Origin of the sequence: Paraburkholderia sp. BCC1886, from assembly GCF_900996245.1 — a bacterium.
Lineage (GTDB): Bacteria > Pseudomonadota > Gammaproteobacteria > Burkholderiales > Burkholderiaceae > Paraburkholderia.
On record NZ_CAAJGK010000096.1, the window covers coordinates 235,848 to 250,008 of the forward strand.

Genomic DNA, 14,161 nt, shown 5'->3' on the forward strand with positions numbered 1-14,161 from the left:
GCGGCCTTGGGTCGCGGGTAAAACAGTAATCACTATCATTCGCAGGCTGCTCTGCTAGGATTCAGAGCTATTCGTAGCGCGCTCGGGTAACGAGGCCCGAGGGGTAATTTCTCACGCTTCGCATCGCAGCGACTCTCACTGCATCGCGTGAAATGGCCAGGTGCGTTATGCATAAAAAAGAGGCCACCACATGCGGGTTCCGCTTCCTCTGCTGCTTCCGGCTCTGCTTCCTCCGGCTCATCGCGGGCTGACGCTTCGGGCGACGACATGGGTCGCCGGCATCAGTCTGGTCTTCGTCTCCAGCGGCGTTCAGGCGCAGGAGTTCTCGCTCTTCGGCGGCGCATCGCAGATGCGCAGCACCCACACCTACACGTGGGCGCTCAACTATCAGGAAGGGCTCGGCCCGTACTTCGCCGCGAGCTTCAGCTGGCTCAACGAAGGGCACGTGCCCAACCATCATCGCGACGGGCAGTTGCTGCAACTGTGGGGGCGCCTCCCGGTCGGCAGTCCGCAGTTCGTGGTGCAGGCGGGCGTCGGCCCGTACCGTTACTTCGATACCACCACTCCCCGAGACGCGCCGGCAGGCGAGTACTCGAACATCCACGGCTGGGGCGTGGTGTACAGCGTGCGGGCAGCTTATTACGCATCGAGCCGCTGGGTCGCGCAGTTGCAACTCAACCGGGTGCACGTGCAGCGCGGGCCCGACGCGTCCAGCGTGATGGTCGGCATCGGCTACCAGCTCGATGCACCCGGCACGCCCGGTCCGCGCGACTGGGCGAGCAGCAGCACCCAGAAAGTCACGAACAACGAAGTCGCGGTGTACCTGGGCGACACCATCGTCAATTCGACTGGCTCGCCGTCCGCGCTCAGCGGCGCGCTCGAGTACCGGCGCGGCCTCATGAAATACCTCGACGTGACGCTGGGCTATCTCCACGAAGGCAATCACGCGGTCGCGCGGCGCGACGGCTTGACTAGCCAGTTGTGGGCGACTCGCGCCTTCTTCGACGACCGGTTCACGCTCGGGCTAGGTGTGGGCGCTTATTACGCGCTCCGGGAGAACGAGAACGGCGACGACAACAGTTCGGGAATGCGCAAGCTCTCCGGGTTGGTGACGATGGCGGCCTCGTACCGGCTGGGCGAACATTGGGATGCGCGGGTGGAATGGAACCGCGTGGTGACGCGCTACGACCGCGATTCCGACGTGATCTTCGCCGGGCTCGGTTATCGGTTCTGAGTTTTCATCGTGCAATCACAAGTGGTCTGCAAAATAGCCTGTCGAGCTCAACCAGCCAGCCGGAGAAGCCTATGAAAACCAGCACCGTCGCCGAGCGCGAGGCGCGCGGTCGCGCCGCCCGTGAGCACTCGAAGCGTTCGAGCCATCAAACCGTAGGCGAACTGCAGCGCGACCCCATCGCGTTGCTGCGGCAAAGCAGCGAAGACCGCGTGCAGAACCTCGTGCCGCTGCGCTACGGCCGCATGGCCGCGTCGCCATTTTCGTTTTTTCGCGGCACGGCCATCCTGCAGGCACACGATCTCAGCCAGGTTCAGGACAGCGGTCTCACCATGCCGATCTGCGGCGACGGGCATCTGATGAACTTCGGCGGCTTCGCCACGCCCGAGCGTCAACTGGTCTTCGATCTCAACGACTTCGACGAAGCGGCCATCGGCCCGTTCGAATGGGATCTGAAACGGCTGAGCGCGAGTCTCGTGGTGGCGGCGCGTCATCTGCGGCTGAGCAGCGGCACGGCCGACAGTCTCGTGATGACCGCGGTCAACGAATACCGCGACCGGATGGCCCAGTACGCGCAATGCGGTGCGCTCGAACTCTGGTACGACCGCATCACCTTCGACCGCATGGCGGAAACCGCGTTGACGCCCGAGCGCCGGCGCACCGTGCGGCGCGGCATGGAAAAAGCCGCGAGCCGGACGCACGAAAGCCTGCTGGAAAAAATGGCGGAGCACGACGGCGAGCGCTGGCGGATTCGCGATGTGCCGCCGGCGCTGTTCCACATTCTCGGTCCGAACACGCTGTTCACGCCCGAGGAAACCGAGGCGTTTCGCAGCGGCAACTGGCGCAGCATGTTCGAGCGCATGTGGGGCGAGTATCTCGGCACGATGTCGCCCGACCGCCAGGCGCTGCTCGGGCATTTCACCGCGCAGGATCTGGTTTTCAAGGTGGTGGGGGTGGGCAGCGTCGGCACGCGTTGCCTCGTGATGCTGAGCGTCGATCACATGGGCAAGCCCCTGTTCCTGCAGATCAAGGAGGCGCGCCGCTCGGTGATCGCGCAGTTCTACGAGGCACCAGTGCTCGCGCACGAAGGCGAACGGGTCGTGCGCGGGCAGCGTCTGTTGCAGGCCGCGAGCGATATTTTTCTCGGCTGGGCCAGCGGACCGTTCAAGCGCCACTTCTACTTCCGTCAGCTGCGCGATATGAAACTGGCCGCGAACATCGAGTTGTTCGATAGCGATCTGCTGGACGGGTACGCGCGTTTGTGCGGCTGGATCATGGCGCGCGCGCATGCGAAGGCGAGCGGCCGGGCGATCGAGGTCAGCGCGTATATCGGCCGGGGCGAGCTGTTTGCCGAAGCGCTCACCGGCTACGCGAAGCGCTACGCGGACCAGGTGGAGCGCGATTACGACGTATTCCTCAAAGCCTGCCGCAGCGGCGAACTGGAAGCGCGCACCGACGCCGATATGGCCGCGGACTTCAGCAGTCTGTGAGGCGAGACGACCGGGTGGCGCGCGGCTAGCCGTCGCTGCGCGCGTCGCGCAACGTGACGAAGCGCAGATGCCGTTCGCGCGCCGCGTCGATCACTCGGGGCAGCACGGCCAGAATGACCGGCCGGCCGTCGTCGGTGAGTGCGGCGTTGCCGTCGTGCAGCAGCAGAATGTCGCGCGCCGCCAGACCGTCGAGCAGGCGCCGCGCGACCACTCCTGGATCGCGCTCGCGCGTGTCGTAGCCGCGCCGGGTCCACGCCGCGAGCCGCAGATCCAGCTTGCGCAATACCGGTTCGAGAAACAGGTTGCGCAGGCCGGCCGGCGCGCGAAAGAACATCGGCCGTGTGCCGCTCAAGCGTTCGACTGTATGCTGCGCGGCGTCGATCTCGCGCGTCAGCCTACCGGGCAAACTCACCGAAAACGTGTGGACGTGGACCTGCGAATGGTTTTCCAGCGCATGGCCGCGGGCGACGATATCGCGCGCAAGGTCGGGATAACGCTGCGCCTTCTCGCCGATACAGAAGAAGGTTGCGCGCACATCGAATGTGTCGAGCAGGTCGAGCACCTGCGGGGTGACGGCCGGATCGGGGCCGTCGTCGATAGTCAGTGCGATCGCATCGGCATTGCGGGGCGTGTCGGGAAGACGCGTCCAGTTTGGCCCGAGCAGCGTCGTGCGCGGCAGCAAGCCGGCCACCGTGAAGACCGCGTGATTCGCGAAGAGCGCGACGAGCCATTCGGGCCATGCCGATGGCGCGAGCAGCCAGCCGGCGAGCACGCCGACATGCCATGCGGCAGTGACGGTGAGCATCGCGGGATAGCGGGCGAGGGGCCAGCGGTGTGACGGAGTGCGGAAGGTGCCGCGCGCGGGCGTGGTCGGCGGCGTTGGCTTGGAAAGGTCGTTCATCGAGCGTGAGTCCAGTCTGCCTTCCCGCGCTCACGCAGCCGGTTTGCCGGGAAGGTCTCGAGTTGCGTGCATCGCACGCAACGGCGAACGATACCATCGATGCCCCGCGGTGCGCAGGCGCCGGCAACGCGCCGGGATAGTTGAAAGCACGCTGAAAGTAAACACCGATTGGCGGTGCAGCCCCCGCGCCTTGAAGGTCCGGAGGCCATAAAATCCGGCGATGCATGCGAGAATCCGCGCTCCGGCCGCCTTGCGCGCCGCGAGTTCGCCTATCAAGGAGAGGGTTGTGACGGAAACGGTAACGGGAATCAAGAAAGTCGCTCTGGTCACCGGCGCGGGCAGCGGTATCGGCCGCGCCAGTGCGCTCAAGCTGTTGCAACACGGGTATAGCGTCGTGCTCGCGGGGCGTCGCCAGGCAGCGCTCGACGCCGTGGTCGAAGAAGCGCAGCAACTGGGCGGCGACGCGCTCGCGGTAGCCTGCGACGTGACCGACGCCGACAGCGTCGCGGCCCTGTTCGACGTGATCCGCACGCGGCGCGGCCGGCTCGACGTGCTGTTCAACAATGCGGGTCGCGGCGGCTCGCCGGTGGATATCGACGAGATCGACATCGACGAATGGCGCTCGGTGGTCGATACCAATCTCACCGGCGTGTTTCTCTGCACGCGTGCCGCCTTCGGTCTGATGAAAACGCAGAACCCGCGCGGCGGCCGCATCATCAACAACGGGTCGATTTCGGCCCATGCGCCCCGGCCGAACAGCATCGCCTATACGGCCACCAAGCATGCGATTACCGGCATCACCAAAGCTGTCTCGCTCGACGGTCGCAAGTACGACATCGTGTGCGGGCAGATCGACATCGGCAACGCCAGCACCGAGATGGCCGAGCGGATGGCGCGCGGCGTGCCGCAGGCCAATGGCGAAATCGCCGTCGAGCCGTTGATGGACGTGCAGCACGTCGCCGATGCGGTGTTGCACATGGCCGAGTTGCCGCTTGCAACCAACGTGCAGTTCATGACCATCATGGCGAGCAAGATGCCGTTCGTCGGTCGCGGCTAGTCCACGCTGTCGCAACAGCCAACTTGCCCGGCGGCGGGGGACGGCAGATCAACTTATACTGGGCGCTCGTCTTTCGTCCCACCCTTCATGACCGATCCCCAGTCCACGCCCGTCGCCCCTGTCGATCCCCCCGCCGCCACGCTCGACGAACTGACGCGTTTCGTGCATCGTCACCCGCGTCTGTTCGTGCTGACCGGCGCGGGCATCAGCACCGATTCCGGCATTCCCGGCTATCGCGACGATCAGGGCGCATGGAAGCGCTCGCCACCCATCACGTTGCAGGAGTTTCTCGGCACGGTCGCGATGCGGCAGCGCTACTGGGCGCGCAGCATGATCGGCTGGCCGATGGTCGGGCAGGCGCAGCCCAACCCGGCGCACACCGCACTGGCCCGTCTCGAAGCCGCAGGACACGTGCCGGTTCTGGTCACGCAGAACGTCGACGGTTTGCATCAGCGCGCGGGTAGCCGCGAGGTGATCGAACTGCACGGCGGCATCGACGGTGTGACCTGTCTGGACTGCGGCATGCAGCACTCGCGCGCCTCGATCCAGCACACGCTCGAAGCGGACAACCCCGCCTTGCTGAACGTCACCGCCGAAACCGCCGCGGACGGCGACGCGCATCTCGAATGGCACGATCTTGAGAATTTCCGGATTCCCGCCTGTTCGAATTGCGGCGGCCTGCTCAAGCCGGCGGTCGTGTTCTTCGGGGAGAACGTGCCGCGCGAACGGGTCGAAGCGGCTTCGCACGCCCTCGACGCGGCGGACGCCGTGCTGGTGGTCGGCTCGTCGCTGATGGTGTATTCCGGGTATCGCTTCTGCGTGTGGGCGCAAAAGCAGAACAAGCCGATCGCCGCGATCAACCTCGGTCGCACGCGCGCCGATCCGCTGCTGTCGATGAAGCTCGCGGCGTCCTGCGCGGACACGCTGACCGCCCTGGTGGCGCGACTCGCGCGGGAGGCCGCGCATGACTGATCCGCATCCGGCGTTGCGGCAGCGCTCGCCTTCCGCCGAACGCAATCGCGAGCCCATTCTCTCCGTGCTGCGCGACGTGCTGCCGGCCACGGGCCGCGTGCTGGAAATCGCGAGCGGCACGGGCCAGCATGCTGTCCACTTTGCCCGTGCGATGCCGGGCCTCGACTGGCAACCGAGCGATCTCGACGGTGACGCGCGTGCGTCGATCGCCGCGTGGATCGCTCACGAGCAGCTCGGCAACGTGCGTGCGCCGCTTGCGCTCGACGTGCATCGGCCGGATTGGGGCGTGGCGACGCTCGACGCAGTGGTCTGCATCAACATGATTCACATCTCGCCGTGGAGCGCGACCGAAGCGCTGTTCGCGGGCGCGAGCGAGCGGCTGGTGGCTGGCGGCGTGCTGTACCTCTACGGCCCGTATCGGCGTGGTGGCGAGCAAACCTCGCCCAGCAACGAAGCCTTCGACCGGCAACTCCGGAGCCGCGACCCGGCATGGGGCGTGCGGGACATGGAAACGGTGGTGGCGCTCGGCGCCTCCTGCGGCCTCGTGGCCGCTCCGCCCATCCCGATGCCGGCCAACAATTTCAGCCTGATCTTCACGAAACGGCCCGGCGCACAGGCGGTCTGACGCAATCGAACCGGTGAGCCGCGACCGGCTGTTGCCGGCATACGAGCGGTTCACCGGCATTTCTTTTATGCTTTCACCCTCGACGCCGCACGGTTCGGGTTCGGCGGTCTGGTTCCCCGACGCGGCGTCACGACATTTTTGGACTCTGGAGAATTCACATGGGCAAACAGGCAATCGGCGTAGTGGGGCTGGCGGTGATGGGCCGCAATCTGGCGCTCAACATCGAGAGCCGCGGCCACGCGGTGTCGGTGTATAACCGCAGCCGCGAGAAAACCGACGAACTCATCGCCGAATATCCGGACAAGAAGCTGGTGCCGGCGTTCTCGCTGGAAGAATTCGTCGAGTCGCTCGAAAAACCGCGCCGCATTCTGCTGATGGTCAAAGCCGGTGAGCCGACCGACGCGACCATCGAGTCGCTCAAGCCGCTGCTCGACAAGGGCGACATTCTGATCGACGGCGGCAATACGCATTTCACCGACACCATCCGCCGCAATCAGGAGCTGGCGAAGGCCGGTCTGCATTTCATCGGCACGGGTGTGTCGGGCGGCGAAGAAGGTGCGCTCAAAGGCCCGTCGATCATGCCGGGCGGCCAGCGCGACGCGTACGACCTGGTCGCGCCGATCCTCACCGAAATCGCCGCCAAGGCGCCGGACGGCGAGCCCTGCGTGGCCTACATGGGCCCGGACGGCGCGGGTCACTTCGTGAAGATGGTGCACAACGGCATCGAATACGGCGACATGCAACTGATCGCCGAAAGCTACGCGGTGCTCAAGCAGGTCGTGGGTCTGTCGAACGAAGAGTTGGGCAAGGTCTACACCGAGTGGAATCAGGGCGAGCTGGACAGCTATCTGATCGAAATCACCTCGAAGATTTTCAGCAAGAAAGACTACGAGACCGGCAAGGATCTGGTGGACGTGATTCTCGATCGCGCCGCACAGAAGGGCACTGGCAAATGGACGAGCCAGAATGCGCTCGATCTCGGCGCGCCGCTGCCGCTCATCACCGAAGCTGTGTTCGCCCGCGTGCTGTCGTCGCTGAAAGACCAGCGCGTGGCTGCGAGCAAGGTGCTGGAAGGGCCGGCCGCGAAGCCGCTCGGCGTGGAGCGCGAGGCGTTCGTCGAGTCGGTGCGCCGCGCGCTGTACTTCAGCAAGGTGATTTCGTACGCGCAAGGGTTCGCGCAACTGCGGGCGGCGTCGGAAGAGTACAAGTGGGATCTGGATTTCGGCACGATCGCGAAGATTTTCCGCGCCGGCTGTATTATCCGCGCCCGCTTCCTGCAGAAGATCACCGACGCGTACACGACCGACAAGGCCATCGCCAATCTGCTGCTCGACCCGTACTTCCGCGATATCGCGAAGAACTACCAGGCCGCGCTGCGCGAGGTCGTGATTGCGGCGATCAACGCGGGCGTGCCGGTGCCGGCTTTTGCGTCGGCGGTGGCTTACTTCGACGCGTACCGCTCCGAACGCCTGCCGGCCAACCTGGTTCAGGCTCAGCGCGACTTCTTCGGCGCACATACATTCGAGCGTGTCGATAAGTCGGGCAGCTTCCACGCGAAATGGGATTGAGCGTTTGAAAGACTAAGCGGCGCGCCCGTTCGATCAGGGCGCGCCGCCTCGGCAGGCGATTAAAAAGCTGCTGAAGAATCCCTCAGTCATTGTTGCTGAAAGCTATTGTTAAGCATTTTTGGCGAGCCTCAAGAGCGGCTACTATTGCGAGAACTGAAATAGAGTATCGTCAAATTAGGGGTTTCCCCTAGTTCGGCGCCCTCCTAAACTCTTACTTAACCGCTGCGGAACGAAAAGTCCGGCAGCGAATTAAAAACAGTTATGGAGGTTTACATCATGAACAAGCTCATTTCCGCTGTTGCTCTGGCCGCCGCTCTGGTCGCTCCCGTCGCTTCGTTTGCTCAAGCGAACCAGCCTTTGACCCGCGCCGATGTCCGCGGTCAACTGGTGCAACTCGAAAAGGCCGGCTACAACCCGAACGGTGATCACTTCGATTACCCGTCGAACATCCAGGCCGCTCAAGCGCGTGTCGACGCGCAAAACGGTACGGCGCAGGCAGTGAACAGCGGCTATGGCGCACCGACGGCCGGTACGTCGCAAGCCGGTCGCCCGCTGAGCAGCACGAATCGCAATTCGGTCTACTTCGGCAACTAAGCCGGGGCGTCGCAGCCGACGCCAACGCCGCCTGGCTTCAGGCGGCAAGCAATAAAAAAACGCCGTCCGGTGAAAACCGGACGGCGTTTTGTCGTCTGGCGCCCGGCGCTCGCTGCTACCGCTCACCGCGCCGGCAGATGCGGGATGCCCTCGCTGCTGGTCAGGTTGAGTTGATGCAACTGTCGCTGCACCTTGTTCAGATGCGCCTGCCCGGCGACCCGCTGCGCTTCCAGCTGCGACACTTCCTTGCGGATCTGATGCTGGCGTCCAGCGACCGCCTGTTCCTGGCTGCCATGACGATGCAGGTCGCGGCGCATCCGCTCGGCCTGCTCTTCGGAGCGCGCGATCAGGCGGGCCAGCTGCTCGTTTTGCGCTTCGAGCTGGGCGCGGCGTGTTTCGCCGTCCGAAAGCCGCGTCGCCTGATCTTCGAAATGGCGGAAGGCGGACTCCGCGGCTTCGAGGTCGGCCGTTTTCAGCGCGCGCCAGAGCGAGCCGTCCTGATACAGCGCGACGTAGTAAGCCAGCTCCTTCGCATGAAACAGCAGACTCACCGAGTAGGCGAAACTGCGGAACACGCGGAACGGCGTGAGCGCTTCTTCATCGGCAAGCCATTCGACTTCGGCCGCGTGAGCGATGTGCACCCCGCGCGCAATCGCGGACGACGGCATGACCGGCACCGGCCGCAAGGCCGTCACCGGACGGGCCGGCTGCGGGTTGCCGGCAGCGTGGGATTCGGCGGAAGCGAGGGGATCGGCGTCGGCGGCCGACGTTGCGACAGGCGGCGCGTGCGGCGCGGTCTTCCCGGTAAGGGGCAAGGTCGCCGTGGCGGCGGAATCGGGCGCCACCGGCACCAGATGCGATGGGCCGCTCAGAACACTGCGGCGGTTCAGGAGACTTTTCACGGCGGTTTTACTCCGGTTGGCTCGCCATCCATTCATCGGATACACCGGCAGTCGGGCGGTCCGGCATTCGGGTAGACCGGGCCATCCGGCGAGGCGAGCGGTGAGCGAACAACAGGCGCGTCGCATGAGCCACGCAAGCCGCATCGGCGGCTCGCGCCTGTCAGGCAACCGGCGCCCGGGGGGCGCAGCAAGACGGGAGAGCGCGCGAGTCACCCTGCGGATATCCGCGCCAACGCCGCGGATGGCGTGCGGATGACAGCGGATGAGGGCGAAAACGCGCCGCTCAGGCGGCTTTAGTGCAAGGTGCGTTGCCGACGGCCGATTTCATCGAACAACGCGTGACTGGGTTCGAGCGCGAGTAGCCAGGATTCGTCGTAATCGCTGAGGTTGTCGAGCGCCTCGCGCAGCCGCTCGACGGCGAGGGCGGGAATCTCGACGCGGGCTTCGACGCCGCCCGACAATCCCGCGATGCTGGCCAGCTGGATCAGCGCGTCGGCGGCCTCGGCCACGTCCGCGGCGAAGATCAGATGCGTGTTGAGCAGTTCGACCAGCCCGGGCGACGCCGCGACGTCGTCGACGTTGAGTTGCACGGCCAGAAAGGTGGCTTTGTTCATCCTCAACTCCCAGGGATTCAGACGGTTGGCTGCCGGCTACGGCGGGTTGACTGAGTATAGGCGAGGGTCCGGAGGATTCAATGTTCACACCAATAGGGCGCGTGGCCGCAGGGGAAAGACGGGTGTCGGAGGAGCGCGTTGCCCGGGCACCTATAATGGGGCCAGTCGGCACGCGCGTCCCGAGGCTCACGTCGAGCCTCGATCGAGTCTCTAAAGAACCGGTAGTCAAATCATGAAGATCATCCGCAGCAAGGACTTCACCGCGACGCGCGCCTGGGGCGCGCTGGATATCGCCAACATGGGCGGCATCACCACGCGTCTGCATTGGACCGATCAGCCTTACAAGTGGCATGTCAACGACGGCGAGGAAGTGTTCGCCGTCCTCGACGGCCGGGTGGAGATGCGCTATCGCGAGGACGGTGTCGAACGCTCGGCGGTGCTCGAGACCGGCGATGTGTTCTACGCGTCGGTCGGCACCGAGCACGTTGCGCATCCGCAGGGCGCGGCACGCATTCTGGTGGTCGAATCAGAAGGCAGTGTTTAGGCGACGCACCCGACGGCACGGCAAATGCTTGGGCGCATTGAAACCGATTGAACCCCTAGTCGAGGAAAATCACATGACAAGAAAACGGCAAACAACGGGCAGCCGGTTGCTCATGGCAGTTGCAGTGGGCTTGCTGTTCAGCGGCTGTACCAGCATGCCGTGGGACAACACGCCGTTCTACAACGCGGCGCCGTCCCGCCCGACCACGCTCAGCACGGTGCCGGTACCGGCCGGTTTTTACCGGGTGAACCCGGGCGATACGATGGCGGGCGTCGCTTCCGCCTACGGTCGCAGCCCGCAGGACATTGCTTCGTGGAACGGCCTCGCGGCCAACTCGCCGGTCAATCCCGGCCAGGTCTTGAGAGTGTCGCCGCCGATGGCGTCCGGCAGTGTCGTCGCGCCGCCGGTCAGCGTGACGAGTCAGACACCGCCAGCCGTCGCCGCGCCTGCCGCTCCCGCGGCCGCGCCGCAGCAGGGCGTCCTGCAATGGCCGTTGCGCGGCCCGATCCTGAAGGCCTTCGTCGCCGGCAGGACGAAGGGTATCGTGATCGGCGGCCATCCCGGCGATCCGGTGCGCGCGGCGGCTACCGGCCGTGTCGTCTATGCGGGAACGGGCATCGAGGAGTACGGTCCGCTCATCATCGTCAAACACGACGACTCGCTGATTACCGCTTACGGGCAGAACAGCACGCTGCTGGTCAAGGAAGGCGACGCGGTCACGCAAGGGCAGCCCATCGCGGAAGTCGGCGTGGACAATCGCGGGGTCGGCTCGATCCAGTTCGAAGTGCGCCAGAACGGTCAGCCGGTGGATCCGCTCGGGTGGCTGCCGAAGTAGCACGGCGCCGCTCACGCCGCCGGGATCGCTCGCGTCGGGCCGGGCGATTCTCAGCGCCTGATTAATTGAATACACTGTGTGGCTCATCAGCCGGCGCAGCGTTCGGGAGCGCCGGCCGGCCCAACGGCTGTCATCCGCATGGCCGCCACCTCTTAGATAGACGCACAGGGACTCACCATGATCGATTTGCGCAGCGACACCGTCACCCGTCCGACCCAACCGATGCTGGCCGCCATGTCGGCCGCCGAAGTGGGCGACGACGTCTGGGGCGACGATCCCACCGTGCTGCGTTTGCAGGCTGCCGTCGCCGAACGCGCCGACAAGCAGGCCGGCCTGTTCTTCCCGAGCGGCACGCAAAGCAATCTGGCCGCGCTGATGGCGCACTGCGCGCGCGGCGACGAATACATCGTCGGCCAGGCGGCGCACACGTACAAATACGAAGGCGGCGGCGCGGCGGTGCTCGGCAGCATCCAGCCGCAACCGCTCGAGAATGCCGCCGACGGTTCCATTCCGCTCGAAAAGATCGCCGCCGCGATCAAACCCATCGACAACCACTTCGCCCGCAGCCGTCTGCTCGCGCTGGAAAACACCATCGGCGGAAAAGTGCTGCCGGCCGGTTATGTCGCCGAGGCCGCGCAACTGGCCCGCGAGCGCGGCCTCGCGGTTCACCTGGACGGCGCGCGCGTCTACAACGCGGCAGTGGCGTCGGGCAAACCGGTCGCGGCGCTGTGCGATCCGTTCGATTCGGTGTCGATCTGTTTCTCGAAGGGTTTGGGCGCGCCGGTCGGCTCGGTGCTGGTCGGTAGCCAGGCGCTGATCGACGTGGCGCATCGCTGGCGCAAGGTGCTGGGCGGCGGCATGCGCCAGGCCGGCGTGCTGGCCGCGGCCTGCCTGTACGCGCTCGATCACAACGTCGAGCGTCTCGCCGACGACCATGCGCACGCCGCGCATCTGGCCGCCGGTCTGGAATCGATCGAGCACGTGAAGGTGCAGTCGGTCGCGACCAACATGGTGTTCGCGCAGTTTCCGCAGCAGCATTGCGCGCCGCTCGAAGCCTGGCTCAAGGAGCGCGGCATTCTCACGCAGATGCTGTACGCGTCGCGCTTCGTCACGCACAAGGACGTGTCGCGCGGCGATATCGATACGTTCATCGCGGCCGTGAAGGCGTACTTCGCCGCACGCTGACGCCGCACAAGTCGCTTCATCAGGACGAACGAACAGAAGAGGCGCACGGTGCAAACCGTGCGCCTTTTTTATTTCGCCGATGCTTTCGCCGATCCGGCGCCGCGATGCGAGGGCGCGAGAAGGCGCAACCCGCTTGCCAGACTTGCGGCGCCCGCGAAGAAGGCGCCGGTCGCCAGCGCCAGCGTCGGGCCGTGCCGGTCGGCGATACCGAAACACAGCGCGACGAGCGCCGCGCCCGTGGTCTGCCCCAACAGCCGCGCGGTCGCGACGATCCCGCTCGCGCCGCCGCTGCGCTCGGGCGGCGCGCTCGCCATCAGGGCCTTCAGATTAGGCGACTGGAAAAAGCCAAAGCCCGCACCGCATACCGCCATCCGTATACCGATGTCGAGCACGTGCGGATGCACCGGCAACAAGGCCAGCGACGCCATCCCCGCCGCCAGCGTGGCGAGGCCGATCGCGCCCAGCAATCCCGGCGGATAGCGGTCCGACAGACGGCCCGCGAGCGGCGCCGCGAGCGCGACGACCACCGGCCACGGCGTCATCAGGAAGCCGGTTTCCACCTGGCTGCGATGCAGCACGTCCTCGAAGTAAAACGGCAGCGACACGAATGCGAGACCTTGCGCGGCGAACGAACATACCGCGGTCACCGTCGACAACGCGAACACCGGTCGCCTGAACAGATCGATTGGCAGCATCGGCGCCGGATGACCGGCTTCGCGCCGGATCAGCAGGAGGCCGAACACCACGGCAATCGCCGCCGCGCTCAGCACCAGCAAAGCTGACCCGCGCTGCGCCGCCTCGCCGAGCGCGAAGATCAGCGACGCGAACGTGATGACGTTGAGCAGCGCGGCGAGCGGATCGAACTGATGCTTGCCGCGTTCCGAATGCGGCAGCGCCGGCCACGCGAACGCGAGCGCGATCAGTCCGAGCGGCACGTTGACCGCGAACAGCCAGGGCCATGCGGCCACCGAGAGAATCAGCGAGGCGACGGTCGGGCCGACCGCGAACGACACGCCGACGATCAGCGCGTTATTGCCGAGCCCGCGTCCGAGCCGATGCGGCGGGTAGAGCAGGCGGATCAACGCGGTGTTCACGCTCATCATGGCGCTCGCGCCGAGCCCTTGCAGCACGCGCGCCGCGGCGAGCATCGGCAAGGTGGTGGCGAGCGAGCAGGCGAGCGACGCCATGGTGAACACCATTAGCCCGCCCAGACAGATGCGCCGCAATCCGACGATGTCTCCGAGTGCCGCGAGCGGCAGGAGCGTGGCGACCATCGCCAGTTGATAGGCGTTGATGATCCACACCGACGCCGCGGGCGCCGCGTGCAGATCGATCGCAATAGCGGGCAGGGCGGTATTGGCAATCGCTGTATCCAGCGTGGCGAGCGCGACGCCCAGCATGATCGCCGCCATCGCGCGGCGGTTAGCGGCCGACATCGGCGGATCGGCGGGGAAGGCGGGGGCGGCGTTGGGATGGTCGGACAAGGCGTGGTCGTCGGTTGTGCAGGCCGGTGGGCGCGGCGAATGGTGCGATTGTTACAGAGTCGTCGAAATCGTGCAGTCGCTTGCTCTCGATCGCTTAAAGGCAACTAACGGTCAAGCGCATGCGGCCTCCGCGAACTACTAACGCTGCTTGGCCGAACA

The 14,161-nt window shown here is 65.7% G+C and carries 14 protein-coding genes; 10 read left to right on the forward strand and 4 right to left on the reverse strand.

Annotated elements, in window-relative coordinates:
- Positions 1-190 precede the first annotated feature (190 nt).
- Together FQ746_RS29565 and FQ746_RS29570 are read left to right on the forward strand one after the other, a co-directional pair.
- Complete coding sequence (locus FQ746_RS29565) at positions 191-1,234, forward strand: porin family protein (protein WP_260854210.1); 1,044 nt, start codon at positions 191-193, stop codon at positions 1,232-1,234.
- A 71-nt stretch (positions 1,235-1,305) separates the two neighbouring features.
- Positions 1,306-2,721 carry a DUF2252 domain-containing protein gene (locus FQ746_RS29570; protein WP_144113330.1) on the forward strand — a complete coding sequence of 472 codons (1,416 nt, stop codon included), beginning with the start codon at positions 1,306-1,308 and terminating at the stop codon, positions 2,719-2,721.
- Between the two features lie 25 nt (positions 2,722-2,746).
- Here the strand turns inward: FQ746_RS29570 and FQ746_RS29575 are convergent, their stop codons facing one another.
- A complete protein-coding gene (locus FQ746_RS29575) occupies positions 2,747-3,622 on the reverse strand; it encodes a polysaccharide deacetylase family protein (RefSeq protein WP_144113331.1) in 876 nt (291 codons plus the stop codon).
- A 286-nt stretch (positions 3,623-3,908) separates the two neighbouring features.
- Here FQ746_RS29575 and FQ746_RS29580 point away from each other — a divergent pair, with 286 nt between their 5' ends.
- From FQ746_RS29580 to FQ746_RS29600, 5 genes are all read left to right on the forward strand, one after another.
- Positions 3,909-4,679: an SDR family oxidoreductase gene (locus tag FQ746_RS29580; RefSeq protein ID WP_144113332.1), complete on the forward strand. Its 771-nt coding sequence runs from the start codon at positions 3,909-3,911 to the stop codon at positions 4,677-4,679.
- An 87-nt stretch (positions 4,680-4,766) separates the two neighbouring features.
- Positions 4,767-5,651, forward strand: a complete 885-nt coding sequence (locus FQ746_RS29585; RefSeq protein ID WP_144113333.1) for an NAD-dependent protein deacetylase — start codon at positions 4,767-4,769, stop codon at positions 5,649-5,651.
- Positions 5,644-6,276, forward strand: coding sequence for a DUF938 domain-containing protein (locus FQ746_RS29590; RefSeq protein ID WP_144113334.1), 633 nt, complete (start codon positions 5,644-5,646; stop codon positions 6,274-6,276). Before FQ746_RS29585 ends, FQ746_RS29590 begins: the two co-directional genes overlap by 8 nt.
- 158 nt (positions 6,277-6,434) lie before the next feature.
- Positions 6,435-7,844 carry an NADP-dependent phosphogluconate dehydrogenase gene (gene gndA / locus FQ746_RS29595; RefSeq protein WP_144113335.1) on the forward strand — a complete coding sequence of 470 codons (1,410 nt, stop codon included), beginning with the start codon at positions 6,435-6,437 and terminating at the stop codon, positions 7,842-7,844.
- A gap of 276 nt (positions 7,845-8,120) precedes the next feature.
- A complete protein-coding gene (locus FQ746_RS29600) occupies positions 8,121-8,438 on the forward strand; it encodes a DUF4148 domain-containing protein (RefSeq protein WP_144113336.1) in 318 nt (105 codons plus the stop codon).
- Between the two features lie 122 nt (positions 8,439-8,560).
- On the opposite strand, the gene FQ746_RS29605 is transcribed toward FQ746_RS29600, so the two are convergent.
- Together FQ746_RS29605 and FQ746_RS29610 are read right to left on the reverse strand one after the other, a co-directional pair.
- Entirely contained in the window at positions 8,561-9,340 is a 780-nt protein-coding gene (locus FQ746_RS29605) for a DUF2968 domain-containing protein (protein ID WP_144113337.1), read from the reverse strand.
- A gap of 293 nt (positions 9,341-9,633) precedes the next feature.
- Complete coding sequence (locus FQ746_RS29610) at positions 9,634-9,954, reverse strand: hypothetical protein (RefSeq protein ID WP_144113338.1); 321 nt, start codon at positions 9,952-9,954, stop codon at positions 9,634-9,636.
- Positions 9,955-10,186: 232 nt separating this feature from the next.
- Here FQ746_RS29610 and FQ746_RS29615 point away from each other — a divergent pair, with 232 nt between their 5' ends.
- The 3 genes from FQ746_RS29615 to ltaE all read left to right on the forward strand — a co-directional run bounded on the left by FQ746_RS29615 (position 10,187) and on the right by ltaE (position 12,518).
- Positions 10,187-10,498 carry a cupin domain-containing protein gene (locus FQ746_RS29615; RefSeq protein ID WP_144113339.1) on the forward strand — a complete coding sequence of 104 codons (312 nt, stop codon included), beginning with the start codon at positions 10,187-10,189 and terminating at the stop codon, positions 10,496-10,498.
- Positions 10,499-10,571: 73 nt separating this feature from the next.
- Entirely contained in the window at positions 10,572-11,333 is a 762-nt protein-coding gene (locus FQ746_RS29620; RefSeq protein WP_144113340.1) for a peptidoglycan DD-metalloendopeptidase family protein, read from the forward strand.
- A gap of 177 nt (positions 11,334-11,510) precedes the next feature.
- On the forward strand, positions 11,511-12,518 hold the full coding sequence (gene ltaE / locus FQ746_RS29625) for a low-specificity L-threonine aldolase (RefSeq protein ID WP_144113341.1): 1,008 nt from the start codon (positions 11,511-11,513) through the stop codon (positions 12,516-12,518).
- A gap of 68 nt (positions 12,519-12,586) precedes the next feature.
- Here the strand turns inward: ltaE and FQ746_RS29630 are convergent, their stop codons facing one another.
- Positions 12,587-13,954 carry an MFS transporter gene (locus FQ746_RS29630; protein ID WP_144113501.1) on the reverse strand — a complete coding sequence of 456 codons (1,368 nt, stop codon included), beginning with the start codon at positions 13,952-13,954 and terminating at the stop codon, positions 12,587-12,589.
- Between the last annotated feature and the right edge of the window lie 207 nt (positions 13,955-14,161).